At 52.7% G+C, this 18,701-nt stretch carries 18 protein-coding genes; 3 read left to right on the top strand and 15 right to left on the bottom strand.

Going from position 1 to position 18,701, the window contains the following annotated elements; genetic code table 11:
- The coding region (locus FU672_RS25000) for a hypothetical protein (RefSeq protein WP_131701696.1) at positions 1-213 on the top strand (213 nt) is incomplete at its 5' end.
- Positions 214-357: 144 nt separating this feature from the next.
- Here the strand turns inward: FU672_RS25000 and clpB are convergent.
- The 3 genes from clpB to rluD all read right to left on the bottom strand — a co-directional run bounded on the left by clpB (position 358) and on the right by rluD (position 4,769).
- Positions 358-2,931, bottom strand: a complete 2,574-nt coding sequence (clpB, locus tag FU672_RS17540; RefSeq protein WP_148244208.1) for an ATP-dependent chaperone ClpB — start codon at positions 2,929-2,931, stop codon at positions 358-360.
- Between the two features lie 129 nt (positions 2,932-3,060).
- On the bottom strand, positions 3,061-3,792 hold the full coding sequence (yfiH, locus tag FU672_RS17535) for a purine nucleoside phosphorylase YfiH (RefSeq protein WP_148244207.1): 732 nt from the start codon (positions 3,790-3,792) through the stop codon (positions 3,061-3,063).
- The gene (gene rluD, locus FU672_RS17530) at positions 3,789-4,769 is read right to left on the bottom strand and encodes a 23S rRNA pseudouridine(1911/1915/1917) synthase RluD (RefSeq protein ID WP_023308866.1); all 981 of its coding nucleotides are present in this window, start codon (positions 4,767-4,769) and stop codon (positions 3,789-3,791) included. The genes yfiH and rluD overlap by 4 nt, the downstream gene beginning before the upstream one ends.
- 131 nt (positions 4,770-4,900) lie before the next feature.
- On the opposite strand from rluD, the gene bamD reads away from it, so the two are divergent.
- Complete coding sequence (gene bamD / locus FU672_RS17525) at positions 4,901-5,638, top strand: outer membrane protein assembly factor BamD (protein ID WP_063144127.1); 738 nt, start codon at positions 4,901-4,903, stop codon at positions 5,636-5,638.
- A gap of 268 nt (positions 5,639-5,906) precedes the next feature.
- The gene (gene raiA / locus FU672_RS17520; RefSeq protein ID WP_003863162.1) at positions 5,907-6,248 is read left to right on the top strand and encodes a ribosome-associated translation inhibitor RaiA; all 342 of its coding nucleotides are present in this window, start codon (positions 5,907-5,909) and stop codon (positions 6,246-6,248) included.
- A gap of 139 nt (positions 6,249-6,387) precedes the next feature.
- Here raiA and FU672_RS17515 read toward each other — a convergent pair whose 3' ends face one another.
- The 12 genes from FU672_RS17515 to FU672_RS25475 form a co-directional block, all read right to left on the bottom strand.
- Positions 6,388-6,768 carry a type II toxin-antitoxin system YafO family toxin gene (locus FU672_RS17515; protein WP_148244206.1) on the bottom strand — a complete coding sequence of 127 codons (381 nt, stop codon included), beginning with the start codon at positions 6,766-6,768 and terminating at the stop codon, positions 6,388-6,390.
- Between the two features lie 11 nt (positions 6,769-6,779).
- Positions 6,780-7,391: an iron-sulfur cluster assembly scaffold protein SufA gene (locus FU672_RS17510; protein ID WP_148244205.1), complete on the bottom strand. Its 612-nt coding sequence runs from the start codon at positions 7,389-7,391 to the stop codon at positions 6,780-6,782.
- 1,384 nt (positions 7,392-8,775) lie between these two features.
- On the bottom strand, positions 8,776-10,455 hold the full coding sequence (locus tag FU672_RS17505; RefSeq protein ID WP_148244204.1) for a hypothetical protein: 1,680 nt from the start codon (positions 10,453-10,455) through the stop codon (positions 8,776-8,778).
- Between the two features lie 2 nt (positions 10,456-10,457).
- Complete coding sequence (locus tag FU672_RS17500; RefSeq protein ID WP_148244203.1) at positions 10,458-10,997, bottom strand: baseplate complex protein; 540 nt, start codon at positions 10,995-10,997, stop codon at positions 10,458-10,460.
- A complete protein-coding gene (locus FU672_RS17495; RefSeq protein WP_148244202.1) occupies positions 10,969-11,694 on the bottom strand; it encodes a hypothetical protein in 726 nt (241 codons plus the stop codon). The genes FU672_RS17500 and FU672_RS17495 overlap by 29 nt, the downstream gene beginning before the upstream one ends.
- Entirely contained in the window at positions 11,684-12,292 is a 609-nt protein-coding gene (locus FU672_RS17490) for a tail fiber assembly protein (protein WP_148244201.1), read from the bottom strand. The genes FU672_RS17495 and FU672_RS17490 overlap by 11 nt, the downstream gene beginning before the upstream one ends.
- The gene (locus FU672_RS25195; RefSeq protein ID WP_262349027.1) at positions 12,292-14,409 is read right to left on the bottom strand and encodes a phage tail-collar fiber domain-containing protein; all 2,118 of its coding nucleotides are present in this window, start codon (positions 14,407-14,409) and stop codon (positions 12,292-12,294) included. The genes FU672_RS17490 and FU672_RS25195 overlap by 1 nt, the downstream gene beginning before the upstream one ends.
- Positions 14,410-14,412: 3 nt before the next feature.
- Positions 14,413-15,012: a phage tail protein gene (locus FU672_RS17480; protein WP_148244200.1), complete on the bottom strand. Its 600-nt coding sequence runs from the start codon at positions 15,010-15,012 to the stop codon at positions 14,413-14,415.
- Positions 15,005-16,189, bottom strand: coding sequence for a baseplate J/gp47 family protein (locus FU672_RS17475; RefSeq protein WP_148244199.1), 1,185 nt, complete (start codon positions 16,187-16,189; stop codon positions 15,005-15,007). The genes FU672_RS17480 and FU672_RS17475 overlap by 8 nt, the downstream gene beginning before the upstream one ends.
- A complete protein-coding gene (locus tag FU672_RS17470) occupies positions 16,186-16,515 on the bottom strand; it encodes a DUF2590 family protein (protein ID WP_148244198.1) in 330 nt (109 codons plus the stop codon). Before FU672_RS17470 ends, FU672_RS17475 begins: the two co-directional genes overlap by 4 nt.
- Positions 16,515-18,551, bottom strand: coding sequence for a phage tail tape measure protein (locus FU672_RS17465; RefSeq protein WP_148244197.1), 2,037 nt, complete (start codon positions 18,549-18,551; stop codon positions 16,515-16,517). The genes FU672_RS17470 and FU672_RS17465 overlap by 1 nt, the downstream gene beginning before the upstream one ends.
- Positions 18,548-18,688 carry a DUF6890 family protein gene (locus FU672_RS25475; RefSeq protein ID WP_410053333.1) on the bottom strand — a complete coding sequence of 47 codons (141 nt, stop codon included), beginning with the start codon at positions 18,686-18,688 and terminating at the stop codon, positions 18,548-18,550. Before FU672_RS25475 ends, FU672_RS17465 begins: the two co-directional genes overlap by 4 nt.
- Positions 18,689-18,701 lie beyond the last annotated feature (13 nt).

The raw sequence follows: 18,701 nt of genomic DNA, 5'->3' as shown, positions 1-18,701 counted from the left end.
TTGTCCGAAGACATTAAGAATCCATGTCACTTTGAGTGCCCACACAGATTGTCTGATAAATTGTTAAAGAGCAGTGCCGCTTCGCTTTTCGCAGCGGCGCGGGGTGTGCATATTACGCTTTCCCGCTTCAGAGTCAAGCGTTTATTTTCGCTTTTCTCTGCTGACCCGGCGGCGTGTGTGCCGTTGTTCCGTGTCAGTGGAGGCGCATTATAGGGAGTTATTCCGAACCTGCAAGGATAAAGTGAAAACTATTTACTGACTGCTCATTTTCCAGGCAAACCCAACTCCAGACCTCAATTTTCGCCTGGTTTTTAAACAAAAACGAGCCGCAAGCGGCTCGTTTTTGCGTTTTGAGACTTACTGCACTGCCACAATGCGATCGTCGTTGGCTTCCAGACGAATAACTTTGCCTGGAATCAGCTCTCCGGAGAGGATCTGCTGTGCCAGCGGGTTTTCGATCTGCTGCTGGATAGCGCGTTTCAATGGACGCGCACCGTACACCGGGTCGTAACCATTCTCGCTCAGCAGCTTCAGCGCCTCGTCGGAGATATGGATTTCATATCCACGCTCTTCCAGACGTTTATACAAACGCTGCAGCTGAATCTGCGCAATCGACGCAATGTGTTTCTCGCCCAGAGGATGGAAGACCACCACTTCATCAATACGGTTGATGAACTCCGGACGGAAGCTATGGCTGACCACACCGAGTACCAGATCCTTCATATGGCTATAGTCAAGTTCACCGAAACGTTCCTGAATCAAATCGGAACCCAGGTTCGAGGTCATGATGACAACCGTATTACGGAAATCGACCGTTCTCCCCTGCCCGTCGGTCAGACGGCCATCATCCAGCACCTGAAGCAGAATGTTGAACACATCTGGATGCGCTTTTTCCACCTCATCCAGCAGGATGACGGAATAAGGGCGACGGCGAACCGCTTCTGTCAGGTAACCACCTTCTTCATAACCGACGTATCCCGGAGGTGCACCGACCAGACGTGAGACGGAGTGTTTCTCCATAAACTCGGACATGTCGATACGCACCATCGCATCGTCGCTGTCGAACAGAAAGTTAGCCAGCGCTTTACAAAGCTCGGTTTTACCGACACCCGTCGGCCCCAGGAACAGGAACGAACCAATCGGACGGTTTGGATCGGACAGCCCTGCACGACTACGGCGAATAGCGTTCGATACCGCCTCAACCGCTTCGTTCTGACCAATCACCCGATTATGGAGATCTTGCTCCATGCGCAGCAGTTTCTCACGCTCGCCTTCCAGCATGCGCGCCACCGGAATACCGGTCCAGCGAGCAAGCACTTCCGCGATTTCTGCATCCGTCACTTTATTACGTAACAGACGCATCGTTTTCCCTTCTGACTGCGTCGCTATCTCAAGCTGTTTTTCCAGCTCAGGAATTTTGCCGTACTGCAGTTCAGACATCCGCGCCAAATCACCGACACGGCGAGCCTGCTCAATGGCAATTTTTGCCTGTTCGAGTTCAGCTTTGATGGTCTGAGTGCCGGAAAGGGATGCTTTCTCGGCTTTCCACTCTTCTTCCAGCTCAGAATACTGGCGCTCTTTATCGTCCAGTTCTTCATTGAGCATATCCAGGCGTTTCTTACTCGCTTCATCAGACTCTTTCTTCAGCGCCTGCTGCTCCAGCTTGAGCTGAATGATGCGTCGGTCGAGTCGGTCCAGTTCTTCCGGTTTCGAGTCAATCTGCATACGAATGCTCGAAGCCGCTTCATCAATCAGGTCGATCGCTTTATCCGGCAGCTGACGGTCAGCGATATAACGATGTGAAAGCGTCGCCGCCGCAACAATGGCCGGGTCAGTGATCTGCACGTGGTGGTGCAGTTCATAGCGCTCTTTCAAACCACGCAGGATCGCGATGGTATCTTCAACGCTTGGCTCAGCAACAAACACTTTCTGGAAGCGACGTTCCAACGCAGCATCTTTCTCAATGTACTGACGATACTCGTCAAGCGTGGTGGCACCGACGCAGTGAAGCTCACCGCGCGCCAGCGCAGGTTTCAGCATGTTCCCGGCATCCATCGCGCCGTCCGCTTTACCCGCACCGACCATGGTGTGCAGTTCGTCGATAAACAGGATAACGTTGCCTTCCTGCTTCGCCAGGTCGTTAAGCACGCCTTTGAGACGCTCTTCGAACTCGCCGCGGTATTTCGCACCGGCCACCAGCGCGCCCATATCCAGCGCCAGTACGCGGCGGCCTTTCAGGCCTTCCGGCACTTCACCGTTGACGATACGCTGCGCCAGCCCTTCAACAATGGCGGTTTTACCGACACCCGGTTCACCAATCAACACCGGGTTGTTCTTGGTACGACGTTGCAGTACCTGAATCGTACGGCGAATTTCTTCATCACGGCCGATAACCGGGTCAAGTTTGCCCTGTTCAGCACGCTCGGTCAGATCGACCGTAAATTTCTTCAAAGCCTGACGTTGGTCTTCGGCTCCCTGATCGTTCACGCTTTCACCTCCGCGCATTTTCTCAATCGCCTGAGTCACATTGGCGGTGGTCGCACCGGCAGATTTCAGCAGGTCGGTCAAGGTACCGCGTGATTCAAGCGCCGCCAGAACAAACAGCTCTGACGAAATAAAGTTGTCCCCACGTTTTTGCGCCAGCTTGTCGCAAAGGTTCAGCACGCGAACCAGATCCTGCGACGGCTGAACGTCGCCGCCGGTACCTTCTACCTGCGGCAAACGGCTCAGCGCCTGATCGATAGCGGTGCGTAACTGGCCAGCATTAATGCCAGCGGACGTTAATAAAGGACGTACCGATCCCCCTTCCTGATTCAGCAAGGCGCTCATTAAATGAAGAGGTTCGATAAATTGGTTGTCGTGCCCCAGTGCGAGGGACTGGGCATCGGCGAGAGCAAGCTGGAATTTATTAGTAAGACGATCCAGACGCATAACTCCTCCCATAACAGGTCAAATTTGCTACTGGAGATTAAATGAGGTCATCCCTCAATTATTCAAGGTTAATGACCTGAATTATGTGAAAAGAAAACGGCACGTACCGGATCGTCTTGATTCTTTAGGTTATATCAGCCAAATGAAACTTGCCATACGTCCCGTGGTCTTGTCGCGGCGATAAGAGAAAAAATCACCCTTTTCGGTGAATGTGCAGCGATCGCCGCCGAAGATCTGCGTCACACCGATGTTATTCAGTCGCTGGCGAGCGAGCTGGTAAATATCGGCCAGATATTTATCCCCCGAAGGCAGAAAAGCTTCCGCTGCTTGCGGATCTTTTTCCATAAAGGCTTCGCGAACCTCTGGCCCCACTTCAAAAGCGCGAGGGCCAATGGCCGGGCCAAGCCAGGCCATGATACTGGCTGGCTCATCGTTAAAGCAGGCGACTGTTTCTTCGAGCACGCCTTCACACAGACCACGCCAGCCCGCGTGTGCTGCTGCCACCTCGGTACCTGCACGGTTACAAAACAGAACCGGCAGACAATCAGCGGTCATCACGGCACAAACGGTTCCCGGAGTATTACTGTAAGAGGCATCAGCGCGTTTAGAAGCATAGGGTTCCCCCGTCAACTTCAGCACCGCGTTACCATGAACCTGTTCCAGCCAGACCGGTTTCGACGGCAAGTTTCCCGCAGCAAACAGACGCCTGCGGTTCTCTTCAACGTGTTCCAGGTTGTCACCACAGTGCGCACCGAGGTTCAAAGACTCCCACGCGTCCTGGCTAACACCGCCAATACGGGTTGAACTGCAGGCAGCCACACCTGCAGGCAATGGCCACTCCGGGACAATCAGTTTGGTCATAACCAGTCCACTTGATCCTTATGTTCTTCGAAATCAGCACGCATGGCGTCAATAAGGTCCACCATATCCTGCGGGATAGGCGCATGCCACTCCATCTGAATACCGGTGATAGGGTGATAAAGACGCAGCATGGTCGCGTGCAGCGCCTGACGATCGAATTTACGCAATACGCTGATGAACTCATCCGATGCGCCTTTAGGCGGACGCGGACGACCACCGTATACCTGATCCCCCACCAGCGGATGGGTAATGTGGGCCATATGCACGCGGATCTGGTGAGTACGTCCGGTTTCCAGACGCAGACGCAGGCGCGTGTGAATACGGAAGTGTTCCATAATGCGATAGTGCGTCACCGCCGGTTTACCCATCGGATGCACCGACATATGGGTACGTTTGGTTGGGTGACGGCTGATTGGCTCCTCCACCGTTCCGCCAGAGGTCATATGCCCAATGGCTACCGCTTCATACTCACGGGTGATTTCGCGCAGCTGCAGCGATTCCACCAGACGGGTCTGAGCAGGAACGGTCTTCGCCACCACCATCAAACCGGTGGTGTCTTTATCCAGACGGTGCACGATGCCCGCGCGCGGAACATCCGCGATCGGCGGATAATAATGGAGAAGTGCGTTAAGTACCGTACCGTCAGGATTCCCCGCGCCCGGATGAACAACCAGGTCGCGCGGCTTGTTGATCACCAGAATATCATCATCTTCGTAGACGATGTCCAGTGGGATATCCTGCGGCTCGAAGCGGATTTCCTCTTCGATTTCAGCATTGATGGCGACAGCTTCCCCACCTAACACTTTCTCTTTTGGTTTGTCCCAGATCTTGCCGTTTACCAGCACGCGCTGGTCAAGGATCCATTCTTTTATGCGTGAACGCGAATAATCAGGGAACAATTCGGCCAAAGCCTGATCTAAGCGTTGACCGAGCTGATTTTCGGAGACTGTTGCGGTGAGTTCTACTCGTTGTGCCATAAACTGCTTCTTCGTTTAACGTTGGGTTTTACGGCTTTGCCGTTTAATATAGTGTGCTATTGTAGCTGGTCTTAATCGGGAGCAGGAACAGAGTTTCTCCCGGACAAACATTTGAGGAAAGTCAAAACGTCATGACGCGCATGAAATATCTGGTGGCAGCGGCCACGTTGAGCCTGGCTTTGGTGGGCTGCTCCGGTTCAAATGAACAGGTCCCTGACAATCCGCCGAATGAAATCTATGCGACTGCACAACAAAAGTTGCAGGACGGTAACTGGAAACAGGCGATAACGCAACTGGAAGCGTTGGATAATCGCTATCCATTTGGTCCGTATTCGCAGCAGGTACAGTTAGATCTCATCTACGCATACTATAAAAATGCCGATCTGCCGCTGGCTCAGGCAACCATCGATCGTTTCATTCGTCTGAACCCGACTCATCCTAACATCGACTATGTGATGTACATGCGCGGCCTCACCAACATGGCGCTGGACGACAGTGCGCTGCAGGGCTTCTTCGGCGTGGATCGCTCCGACCGTGACCCGCAGCATGCGCGTGATGCCTTCAATGACTTCTCCAAGCTGGTGCGCGGCTATCCGAACAGTCAGTACGTGACCGACGCCACCAAACGTCTGGTGTTCCTGAAAGATCGTCTGGCGAAATATGAATACTCCGTGGCGGAATACTATACCCGCCGTGGCGCATGGGTTGCCGTGGTTAACCGCGTAGAAGGTATGCTGCGTGATTATCCGGATACTCAGGCAACGCGCGACGGCCTGAAGCTGATGGAAAATGCTTACCGTCAGATGCAGATGACCGCTCAGGCTGAAAAAGTGGCGAAAATCATCGCCGCGAACAGCAGCAACACCTGATATTGCTTCAATGCAAAACGGCAGCCCGCAGGCTGCCGTTTTTTTATTCATTTTAGCGCGTCGCTGAAGCGCTTTAGCCTCAACACATCCAGTCAACTATGGCCCCAATTTTTGCCTTCGACAAGGTAAATCTCACCTCTTCCTGCCCTGCCTCACAAAAAAGATTCCCTGACAAAAACCGACAAAATAACGTGATCTAAATCACACATTTTGACATTAGGTCGGGTATGCTGGAATCACCAAGACGGAAAGACAAGAGGTAAAATTTATGACAATGAACATTACCAGTAAACAAATGGAAATTACTCCGGCAATCCGCCAGCACGTCGCAGACCGTCTCGCCAAACTGGATAAATGGCAAACTCATTTGATTAATCCACATATCATCCTGTCCAAGGAACCGCAGGGTTTCATCGCTGACGCAACTATCAATACTCCAAACGGCCATCTGGTCGCCAGCGCAAAACACGAGGATATGTACACCGCTATTAACGATTTGATCAACAAGCTGGAACGGCAGCTCAATAAAGTGCAACACAAAGGTGAAGCCCGTCGCGCCGCAACATCGGTGAAAGACGCCAGCTTCGCGGAAGAAGTTGAAGAAGAGTAATCCTTTAAATTGAGTGTACCGCCAACGCGCCTTCGGGCGCGTTTTATTTCCTTGTAGCACATTGAAATAAAAGGATTTATTTCAATCAACGTCCACATATCGACCACATCAACCAGAAAAAACCCCGCATATGCGGGGTTTAGCTGTTCTGAAAATCTTCGGCCCTTCTCTCCAGTTCAGCCATGAAAGAGGTCTTGGCCTTCTCATGGCCGTTGGGACTCATAATGCTGATAACCTGAATGTTATCGTAATCAAGCCAGTGTCTTGAAAATACCAGGTAGTGATTTGAATGCCTGTCAATCTGTGCTTTTGTCTTCTTCCATCCAGGCTCTGAGGGCAATCGAATATGGAGCTTGTAAACGTAAGAATCACACAATCTTGAATTATCTTCCCACTGCCCTTCACTACCAAAACGATCCGGTAATACGCCTGAGTTTTTCCAGTTCTCAAAAGCTTTGGCATAACTACTGGCCACGTCCGGCATTTCTACGTCAGCATGAACGCTTACTATGCAAACCATCAACACAGCCCCTATGCATTCAGCCCAAGCTTTTTGTGCTCTGCTTTAATCCAGGCTTTTACTTCTTCGTCCCCTGGCATGTCAGTTAAATGCACAGTCTTTTTAGGAGCCTCGCTTTGTTCCATATAAGACAACATATCACGGTAAAGAAACTCACTCTGAGCAAGAGCACGACCAAAACGCATAAGATCGGCTTTGTACTTAGCTTGTCTCGCCAAATCGCCGGGGAAAGTCTTATAGATATTATCCCCTTTCATCACCAGCTGGATGGCCTCTTTTATGCGCTCATGGTTTTTGAGTCCATCGGAACAGAGGCGCTTCATTCGAGAAGAGATCGCGAACAAAGGACCCTTTCCTCTGCTCTGCCTGTCGCGAACGACAGCATTCAAAAGAAATCTCTGACGCTCATTGAGCTGGTTAAGGTAGTCAGCGGCTTCATTGAGAGGCAGATAAATCTGTCCGCTCGGTAAATTATAAGTAAGGGACGCAGCTACACCATGCATTCCACTAACTTCAACAGCCGTTGCCGGCAGAGTTGTACTTTGTGCTGGCACAGGCGCGAGTGAAGCCAGTAGGCTCGCTGCGAAAGCTGCAACAGTTGTATGAGTTGATTGTTTGGCCATATTAACCTCTGTAACACCAAAGCTGCTGATACAGACAGCCTTAAATACTTATTAAAGAATACCTCAAAGCGCCCGCCGTATAAAGATCCATCAATCGTTCAAACATTCGTGAGCCAGCATACAAACGTGATTATCTTCTTTCACGTACAGACCTGACAAAGCGGAAGTGGCATAGATCGCAGCGCTCATCATCAATCGCAAACAATCTTTCAATTAAAGAACGCTTCTGACCGCAATCCTGGCAGTGCTTCATTGCAAAAAATTTCATTTGATTATCTTCATCCTGTTGTTGGATTGCGCTCACCATATGCCCCACTCAGCTTTAATTCCAATTACTTAGAACGATCGGTTTCGCTTAATTGATCGCCCATAACGATCAATTCTCATCAGAGAGCAGTATGTTAATAAACATGAGCTTAGCTTCGCCCCGTATTTAAGTCGGCCATCGGAAAACCGTCACAACCATCACAGCCATTAAAAACAGCCATCAACCATATGATTTAATTGACTAAACCTTGTGACGGTCAAACCATCACAAAACGTAACACAAACCGTCACACTCAATAAATACAGTCACTTATAAAACAGAGTTGTGATGTTTTAAGACCGTCACACTGTGATGCTTATGTGATGCTTTTGTGATGGTTATAGATATGCTTATTTATTATTAAATATCATATAGATATATAGAATTTATAAATCTTGTGACGTTTGTGACGGTTTTCCGATGCCCCCCTTCAATTTTTGGAAATATCCAGATTGGTTAGAAATCATCCTGATTTGTTAGTGAGTTTGTATCTCTATCTGTTACTGATTTGGTCACTGATAGCGGCATGTGTGCGCAGGAATGGGCGCGGGCGGAGCTGTGCAAAGTATTTCAGTTGCGCCAGTTCGTGCGGCTCCCCGCAAACCCGCGCCAGCTGCGACTCTCTGTTTTTAAACGCTAACGAGATCCCACTCCGACCGTTACGTAAAAAGTTACGTAATCACACCTGACACCGCATGGAGCAAGGCTTTCCCTTCAGAGGCGACCGGCTGGCCATTGTCCAAAAACTGAAATCTCTGAAATCTGTTTCACACATTTCAGTTTGGGATCGGACGTTAAAGCCCTAGCGCTGACGCGGTCTGCCGGGGTGTTTTGTACCACCGGAAAAACTGAAATCATTCTCAACACAAAAACCGCAGGCGGGTGCGGTGTAGCGCCGTTTTCGTCACTTCCGTCGTTATTTCGTCGCCGTCAGGATTCGCAGGCGCAGGCGTGCGCCGCTGCACTGAGTGCGGGAGTATGTTTGTCTGGGTGTAATGATGCGCTGCGCTGTGAGCGTTCTGAGACGTTTGAGAGGGGGTACAAAAAACCCGCTACGATGAGCGGGTGGGATGGGGATTACTTGCCGATAACGGGGGAATATTTACCGTTCAGTGTGTCAGCTTTCGTACCGGTGCTGCGGATGTCGCCGGCGTTCGTCGGCGTGCCGGTATTGCTGTGCGTGTGGCTGGCCGTCAGTTCTGCCAGCTGCTTGACCACATCAAGCGTATCCAGCATCAGCTGCGCCACGTTAATGCTGCCGGAACCGATCCATACCACTGGCGCGATAATCTGCTGCTGTACGGCTGCAACGCTTTTCCGAATCTGGCCAATCTGCTCCGTCAGGCTCTTGCCGATCGTAACTGTGACATTTTCGGCCACGGCAATTTCATCATTGCCGCCGACCGTGGCCAGCCGGCTCCCCTGAATCGCCTGACTAAATTTGCCTGTGCTGATCTGCTGAATGGCTCCGGCCATCAGCGTGGAGGTGCCGATAACGCTGGTCTTATCCGTGGCCTTAATGGTCGTTTCCCTGCTTACCAGCTCCCGGCTTTCGGTGTCTGCCTTAACCGTTCTGGCCATCGATGTTTCGCTGATCGTCTGGTCAGTCTGCCGTACCCAGTCGCCGGCCTGCGTCACCCGCTGGGAGACTTCCGCCCGCTGCTGCTGGAGCTGCTCGCCGGGTTTGATATCTGGAAGGCTGGTACCATCCGGCACGGTCTGGCGGATAAATGGTTTATCCGGCCGGCCGTCAGTAAAGGCAACTTCTACCAGCGTCCCTTCAGGAGGGAACTGGTACATGCCGGAATCATTACCAGCCATCGGTACCGGTAGTGGAACAGCAGAATAAACGGGCGTTTGCGCGTCGGGTTTTCCGTCTGCGTCAAGCAGCTGCACGTCCACGGCGTAGCGCGGACGGAACGGATCCGAAAAGTTACCGCTCTTTACTGCTTCTGTCGGCGCAATCACCCTGGCGAACTTCGGCAGATGCAGCCCGGACGCCAGCTCAGGGAAATGGCTTTCAACCTGTCGCTGTACCGGTGATTTTTGCAATGGCCTGCCGGTGGCGCGGTTGCGGGGTGTCCAGGTAACGGACATCGTATCATTAGTCAGATGTACCTTAGTGACGCGTTCGCCGTTCATTTCAACCCCCGGCCGCAGGCTCTGGACAACGGGTAACGTCATGGTGTTACCGCCAGCTGCACCCTGGCTGAACCCGGCAGGGATATCTACCGATTTGCCGGCAAAGAGTGACTTTTCCGCGCCTCCCACATACAGCCCGCCATCCGGCAGCTGATACCAGATGTAATCCGTGATACCAAAGGCTTTACCCAGATTATTCAGCAGCTGGTACCCGCTGCCGCTGTGGGTGAAGTGGGGGATCGGTTTATCAGTGTAGCCGGCATCAGGTACCGTCACCGTAATGCCGCTGTTCTCTTCCAGCCAGCCAGCAACGCTGCGCAGAGTGGGGTGCTGAAGTGAGCATGGCCACAGGCGTTCAAACACCCCGACCAGCTCACGAACAAAAAGCCGCTGAAAACCGTTATCAGCCGGCTGCGACCGTTCCACATACCCGGTAAACCACCGCAAAAGCAGGTCTGTATAGCCCACATTAAGACGTACCAGCTTGCCGGTATAATCCTGGTCAGTTTCGGCCGTAATAAATCCCCGGCCGCAGCTGTTCAGCTCAAGCACCAGACTGGCGTCAGCGAGATGTACCTCATCCGTGGACAGATACAGGCGTTTTATCGGTTTCATCCTTACCCCAGCGCATCGTTGACGGGCTTCAGGACTTTGCGCTCAAACCACGTCATTTTCTCATCATCTTCGTCAGCAGACTGGCCAGCACTTCCGGCCGTACCGCCCTGCTTTTTCGCCGTCGTTTTACTGCTCGCCCTGGCCTCTTTCTTCTCCTGGACGCTGATATGCTCGGTCAGCGTAAACGTCACCAGCCAGGACATTTTCCCGTCCTGCTGCGGGGCATCCAGCGTGCCAGTAAAGGTGGCTTCACGAAAATTCACCGCCCTCGCCTGCTCATGCGCCACACGGTATTTCTGCCGTTTTCCGCTGGCATCGGTGGCGCTGGCCAGCTCAAAGATGCGGCGCAAAATTGCCTTATCCTTAAAGGGAACCTCACCGGACACACGCAGCTCCTTGCCCTTCGCCCCCTGTTCGGATTTGGTCGTAGCGCTGGTCTGGCCGGACTGGTCTTTATCCTGAAACTGCTGCGTGATGGTTACGCGCATGTTTTTAAGCTGGATAGCTTCTCCGTTAAGCGCCAGCGTCGGGTTCGAGGTCATGTATCATTCCTTTTATGCCGTCGAGATCATCGCCGGTCAGCATCATCGCCGCAGAGTAAACCGCCGATTGCAACGGGATGCCCTTGACCAGCTCCAGCAACGTGGTAGCCAAATCACCGCTGCCAGTAAACACCCATGCTCTGGCGCTTTTGCCCTGCAACGCCTCAAGACTGCCGGCGATATCGCCCAGCAGGCTATCGCGCAGCTGGCTAAAATCGTCCAGCTGCTGCTTCAGCGCGCCGATATCCACCGCTGCGGCGGCTTCTTCCTGCGCTTTTTGTACTGCCGCTGCGGCCAGTGCCGCCCTGCTGGTTGGGATTGACAGCGGAAGTGCATCAGCCAGACCTGCTGTATACTTAGCGGGGATCTGCATCTTCTCTATGGCCAGCACTGCGGTGGATTGCGCCAGGCGCTTTACCTGAGTGAAAGCCGGCGACGGAAAAACATCTACCAGTTGATTAAGACTGTTCATAAAGCTGTCATGCGTCTGGCCAGCGACCATCATAATCACCACATCAGCATTACCACCTGTTCCGGCCAGCTTTTCGGCCAGATATGAGATTGCGTTGACGGGGCTGAGATAGGCCCCGTTCTCTGTCTGCTGCCCCAGACCATAAACCCAGGGATGCGCGGGTATGACGGAACAGCTTACTGACGCGATAGCATCAGTAAATGCGATTTTTGCCTCACGCCACATTTTCCGGCACCTCAGGCCAGACCGGTTTGATAACATCAACCCGGTTCAACAACACGCGGTATTTCTTCCATTCCGGCAGGATTTTTGTTTCTTTCTCGGTCGCCATGTCCAGATCAACGGCATCCTGAAGCGTGGCAATTACGTTATTCGCCTGGTTTAATAACTCCAGCTTTTTACGCTCTGCCTCTGCCTCATAATCAATAGGTGCAGCAATAACCTCCCCACCATCAAAAAGAAATGCTCCGCCTAATGCTTTTTCGCCCGCTGCGGTAAATTCATCCGGTACATTCTCCGGCGCGACTTCAACGACAATCTGATTAATCGGGAAAATTGCGCTTGCATCATAAGAGAAATGGATAATTTCTTTCGTATCAGGGTTAAATGATATCTTTAGCGTTTCCTGTGAAAGCGTCTTGAGCCACAGATACCAGTCATTGCCGTTATCATCTTTCAGGAAAACGATATTCACCTCTGGTGATTTAGCAACGTAATATAATTCGAGTTCCTCCGGCGATAGTTTAGCTACCTTCGCCGGGGTATATTTCCCCCACTTATCTAATGGGTCATATTTTTTAAACACTCCAGATTGCTTCGTCATTAAGCCACCCATGCTGTGTACCAGTTTCCGCCGATGTTATATTGAAGAGAACGATACTGTACCGCCGTGTAATTCGTTTTTTGCTGCACAGCAGTAACTACCGTTCCGTTAGGGGCATATGCAAATTCATTATCATTATTTCCGTTTGTCGCGACGCCTGCCGATGCCAGCCTAAGCCCCCCTTGCAGGAAGTTCGCGATAGTCCATGATGCTGTTGCATAAGGGCTTAAATCCTGCTGGGGCGGCGGGTTGTTACTTGAGTAAACCCTGACTAAACCGCCTGACTCATACAGACCCTGACCGGCAACAATATTCCCACCACAGTCAAGCTGCCCAGCGGCGTGAATATTCCCCCCTTTCGCAGTTATATCACCCTCAGAAACAATAGTTCCGCCGCTATAAAGCTGGGCGGGTACGGCAAATAAGCCGTCTGTATCAAACGAAAGCATGGCACTTTTGCCATTATCCCCAATGATATGAATAACGGCTTTACCAAAATCATTATTCCCTGAGCGCAGGATGCCAAAGCTAACGGCGGCACCAAAGCCGTATCCTTCTGTTGCAGAAAGACCTTTGATGATTGGTAAATACTGAGATTGTCCCTTCGGCGTTACGCGGCCAAAGGGGATGGTGAAAGGCGCTACCGGGTTGCTGTATTGGGCTGCAAATGTACCAACACCGGGCCATGCAGCCGGGTTTATATGGTAATAGCTCGCGTTACTGAGATGGTCAACGTCACCTCCATAATTCGTCAGAACGTTAGTCCAGTTTCCCCAATAGCCATTATCAGCATTTAAGGTGCGGAATTTAAGCCGCTTCCCCCCGTCCGCATATGACGCGGCATACTGCACGCGATAGCCATTCCCACCAAGTCCGCCCACATCAAGAATGGTAGCTTCATAGCCCGGTGAAAATGCTGCATCGGCATAACAGAAGCTCACAGAGTTAGCCGGGAGGGCGCTTGCATCGGCGATTGCCGTACCCGCTCTGGCGGCTACCGTTCGCAACGCCAGCGCACCACCGTTAACCAGCACGCGCCCCGGCGTAATGTCGTCGCGGCTTTCCTGAACGTCTTTTTTAGCCGCAGTACCCAGGCTTTTTTCCAGTTTCGTGACATTATCGCTGACGGTTTTTACTGCTTTCGGGGTTGCAGCAAGGATTTCAGAATCACTGTCAGTGGCATTGCTTAATTGCGTAAAGCCTTTAGCGGATGTTGATGCGTCGGGATGATTACGCGATTGCTCATGTTTTTTCAGCGCATCACTGGCGGCCTGGTTATCAAGCGTTCCCTTTGGGCGCAGATCGGTGACGTTGCCGCTGGCATCAATATCCGCCAGGGCAAAGACGTAATGTTGCACGCCATTTTCAGCATAATCAGTGAGATTATCAGTCACCACGATTTTGCTCTGCACCTTCCATTCACTGGTTAACGTCCCGGACCAGGCAACATCCAGCCATACTTTTACCGGCCTGGTTGTAACCGTAATATTCTGGTTTGCGGCAAGCTGAGCACGCAGGCCGGCAACGTATCCCGCCCCTTGCGTGACAAAATACTGATTCCCCGTTTTACCAACCAGATACCCATCCCCGAAAAACGCACCGGCACCATAAATATCAATATTTTCCAGGCGCTGACGCTCATCCATTCCGGCCATACGGGCGGTAAAGTCAATCTGCCAGGTCTCTGCCGGCGTGTTAATAGCCGTTTCGGTCTGTGCGCCGGTGAATTCCATCAGGAACGAGCGGGTCAGCACGTTGCCCTGCTGACCTTCTTTCGTTTTCAGCTTCTGCTGCTCAGGTGCATGGACAATCATCGCCAGCGTACCGCTGGCCTTGTTAATCAGCCCAATCCAGTTGAAGACGAAGTCCCCCACATCTGCACCCAGCACCGCCGAATGCACCACTGCATTTTCATTCACTACCCCCTTACGGACGACTGCTGCGCGGTGAACAATCTGCGCGGCCGGTGGCAACGTTTCGCTGCGATCGACAGGTAAAGCCGGGTCAAGCCCCGGTACCAGGGCGAAAACAAACTCATCGAGCAGGACAGGTTCGCCCGTTGAAGCCTGTTGTGCTTTCCACTGCTCAAATACCAGCGTGATAGCTGTCTGTGACATAAACTACTCTCCCTGTAAGCGTGCGCTGAATGTCGCGCCGCTGCTGCTGTCCGTGACGGCAATCCTTGCCGGATAAACCAAATATTCACCTTGATCCCATCCCGCCCGGATGGCTAACGTCTCAGACGTGATCACCTCAAACTGATAGCGCCGACACGTACGGCCGTACTGGCGGATAATCTGAATCATCAGTTGCGTGTTGTCTGAGATCTGATTGTCGGTGACGCGAACCAGTATCACGTCCCAGTCAATCCCCGGCTGACGCTCCAGTAATTCCACATAGCCGATCCCCAGCCGGTCAAAGATATTGATAAACCCCTGAACGGAGCCGGCATCGGCCGCATTCATAAAGGCGTAAGCAACGCGCCGGCGAAACAGCTTCAGCGGTTCACCGTTAAACCGGCTGATATCCCTGTCCCATGCGATGAGACCCAGTATTGTTTCGTTGCAGGTCAACGGGTCAAACTGGCGCAGCGGCCACGTTATCCAGCTGTAAGTCTCCGCCCAGAAGGTCTGCGCCGCTTTCAGAAGTTTTTGCGGCTCGCCCTGGTTCATCCATGACGGCAGTACCATGCCGGCCAGCTTTTTAAGAAAATCACTCATCCTGTAGTTCCACCGTCAGTGAGTTAAGGCGCGGCACGCTCAATTCACTGGTGATATCTTTCAGCGAGAATTCCAGCGAGTCCGTGTCCGGAAACGTCTTGTGGATCTCCCGCCCCAGCTGTGAGAAGGAAAAGCGCGCGTATGGCCACGTCTTCTTAACGTCATAGTCGGTATTTTCCCGAAAGGCGCAGCGGATAAGGTTTTCAATACCCTTTCTGAGGTTGTCCTGCTGCTCCTGCTTCAGGTTGCTCAGGTTTTTAACCCAGACTGTGGCGACAAGATCGTGACGGGTTTCCGGCATTGCGAAGCACTGCATATCATCGCCGTGGCCATGATGTCCCTGCGTGTTGATATAGTCGTTAACGGCATCAATGAACGGGTCAGACGCCACCCCGCTGTCCAGCAACAGATACGCATTGGCGGTACCAGGTCCGCGCGGCGCATCATGCTCAAAGAAGATCCTGTCAATACTCAGCCCCGCCACGCCGGCAATCATCGAACGATATACCGCATCGGTATGGTAATTTCCGACCAGATTGAACTGATTACGGCAGCGTTCGCGCAGCTCGTCGTCGCTCTCCTCGTCCGCCCCCGGTACCGTCAGCCAGTTTTCTTCACTGGCGACGTGGCTGATACCGTCCACGGCCACGGGCAGAATGCGGTAATACCCCGGCGCAAGGTTGTACGCTCCCCCCGTTCCTGTCGCTTTTACCTCCAGCAGAGCACTGGATGTGCCGGAGGGGATCGTAACATCAGCGACGGTGGTCATGGCGTATACCTTGCCGTTAATACGCTCAGTCTGTATCACCGTGCCGGCTTTAACCGTCACCGCCTGCTTAACATCATCCTTGAAGAAGCGGATCACACCTTCGGCTGCACTGGCCGGTTTTGGGGTGACGTTCACCGCCCAGGCAAGGAGACGCAGCATCTGCCCGGTGGCGGTGGCCACGAACATACCGGGCATGACCACAGCAACCAGCGCATCTTTCAGCCACATCACCGGTGCGGTTACAATCGCCGTAATCAGCCGCCAGAAAGGTGACATACGGGATGTATTGGTAATCAGCCCTTCATCGGCTACAACGGCATCGAAACGGGTGCGCACCTCCTCTTCCGTGACCGGCATCCCGCTGGCTTTCACCACCTCTTCAAAATCGACCTGCGGCTTTTCCGTCATAGGTTCACCTGATATGTAATGCTGCCAAAGTCATACGTACCGGCTGTCACCCACAGCCGCTTAGTGCTTTCCTCGCTGATTTCCACCGTACCCGGCACGATGCGATCGTCGCTTTCAACCAGCAGTTCCAGCTGGGTAAAAATATCTGCGCGTAAGGTCGGGCTGCGCTCGGCAATTAACTGCGTGGCCAGCCCGCTTTCGATAATTGAATGGACTACATCCTGGCCGATACTTTTACGGTTATTGCACAGCTCTGGCTCACTGCCTGTGTTAAGTACAAAGTTTCGCCCCTCAATAAGCAGGTCGATATAAAGCACATCACTCATTAATTAAGCTCCTGCCATTCCATTAGCTGAGCCGGTGAAAGCGCTTCTTTGGTATGGAAATGCACTTCACCAATCGTCTTGCTGTTGTCCGTTACGGCTTTTGAATTTTTGCTGATAGTGCTGCTGATACCGCCCCGGTCGACGCCTTTTAGTTGCCCCCCGGTTGAGAGCGTATTGGCTGTCAGCGACTGCTGAATATTGCCGGCGTAATTATTCTGCATCACTGGCGGCATCACTCCGCCCACAGCTTTATTGTTTCCGGGAGTAACGACTGGAGATAGCTCAATATTAACGCCGGGGATTTTGTTCAGCTTGCCGACAATCCAGTTCCAGGACTTCAGGAACCCGCCTTTGATAGTCTGCCAGACGTTATCAAACAGCGTCACAATGCCGCTGGCCATACCGCTTAGCGCCTTTGACGGCGAAAAACCGGTGAGCAATGCAATGAAGCTGTTCCAGCCGGCGACGATCGAATCCCATGCTGAACTGAACACACCCGCCAGCCACTTCACCACGTCCGCCGCAGCCTTAAAGGCTGCACTGTTCATGACGGCGGCCTTGATGGCATCCCAGTGCTTAACCAGCAGATAGCAGCCCACGACCAGCGCCGCAATCGCTGCAATAATCAGCAGCACCGGCCAGCTCATCAGATTGATACTGATACCGGCCAGCATCGCGGCCATACGCACCGCAAGCAGAACACCCCGCAGGGTTTTAAGGACAATATTCCAGGCTAAAACGGCTTTCTGCGCCAGCCAGACGGTCGCGCTGTAAATTTTGGTGACAGATGTCAGTACCTTCCAGATGCCCGTCCATCCCATCATGATGAATTTAGAGATACCCATCACGATATTGGCGCTCGCGCCCACGGCGGCAAAGCCCAGCAATGCCAGCGTTGCATACCCGATAACGCGCGCGATATTGGGGAACATCTGCATCCAGCGGGCAAACGTCTGCCCCATATCGGCCAGGCGATTCAGCACCGGATACAGAACGGGGATCAACGTCAGACCAATCACCGTCTGGATAGCTTTCAGGATTTGCACGAAGCGATCCCACGGCTTGACCATCTTTTGCGCCATTTCCTGCGTACGCTTCAGCCCGTCAGCCCCGCCCAGCTCGGTGATATTGCGTTGCAGTAAAGCTACGTTGCCATACAGCTGCTTGACCACTGCCGAACTGTCGCCAAAGGCGGCATCCAGCTCCGCCTGCGCTTTCAGGTTGCCGTCCAGGCTTTTACCGTACTTGTTCTGGAGCTTCGTCAGCATATCCGGCATGGACAGCATTTTGCCGTTCACATCGGTAAACGAAAGTCCGAGCTTTTTAGCGCCATCAATCGCGCCGGTCATAAAGCCCTCGTAGGCGCTACTGGCCTCCGTTCCAAGCGTGCGTTGCAGTTGCCCCAGCACCGCCAGCTGTTCGTCCATCCCGACACCGTAGTTCGTCCCGACGCCGCGCGCGCCCTCCATCAGGTCTTTGATGGTTCCCATCTCGGTACCGAAGGTTTTGCGCATGTACACCATCTTGCCCGCCAGCTGTTCGGCAAACGGGACTTTCCCCAGCCTCGCCGCCTCAGCGGAAAAGTTACCGAACATCTGCCCCATAAATTCCGACGTTTCGGCAGCGGTGGATTTCATGGCAAACGCCAGCGTATTGGCAACCTTTGTCACTTTCGGCAGCTCGGTATCGCTCAGGCCAGCAATGGAAGCATTAATACTTTCGGTTGACTTCACGAACTCCACGGCACTGGCACCGTAGGTCATGCTGAAGCGCAGCGCATCACGCTGCACGGTCTTCAGCGAGGTATCATCAATCCCTTTAGCGGCGGCATCGTTCAGCGCGTCATACATCTCAATGGCCGGCGACAATGCCCCCTGAATAGCCTGAGCAACACCCCACATGGCCAGCGAACCGGCACCAATCTGCTTAAAGGCATTTTTTGATTTTTCCGCAAAGCCGGATACGCTGGCCTGCGCCTGTTTTAAAGGGCGGGTCAGTTTATCAATCAGGCTTAATGTAAAATCTAGCTGTTTCATTCCGTGCCTTTAAATGCCGTGCTAATTCCGTTAGCCACCGCAACGCGCATATTCTCCCAGTGGCGATTATCCAGCCATATGGCAGCGGAAATATCATCCACGGTATCTTCCCCATGCGGGAGATAATAACGGCGCAATATCAGATATTGT

Source organism: Enterobacter asburiae (assembly GCF_008080435.1).
GTDB classification, from domain to species: domain Bacteria; phylum Pseudomonadota; class Gammaproteobacteria; order Enterobacterales; family Enterobacteriaceae; genus Enterobacter; species Enterobacter asburiae_C.
This window is presented reverse-complemented; position numbering and strand designations above follow the sequence as displayed.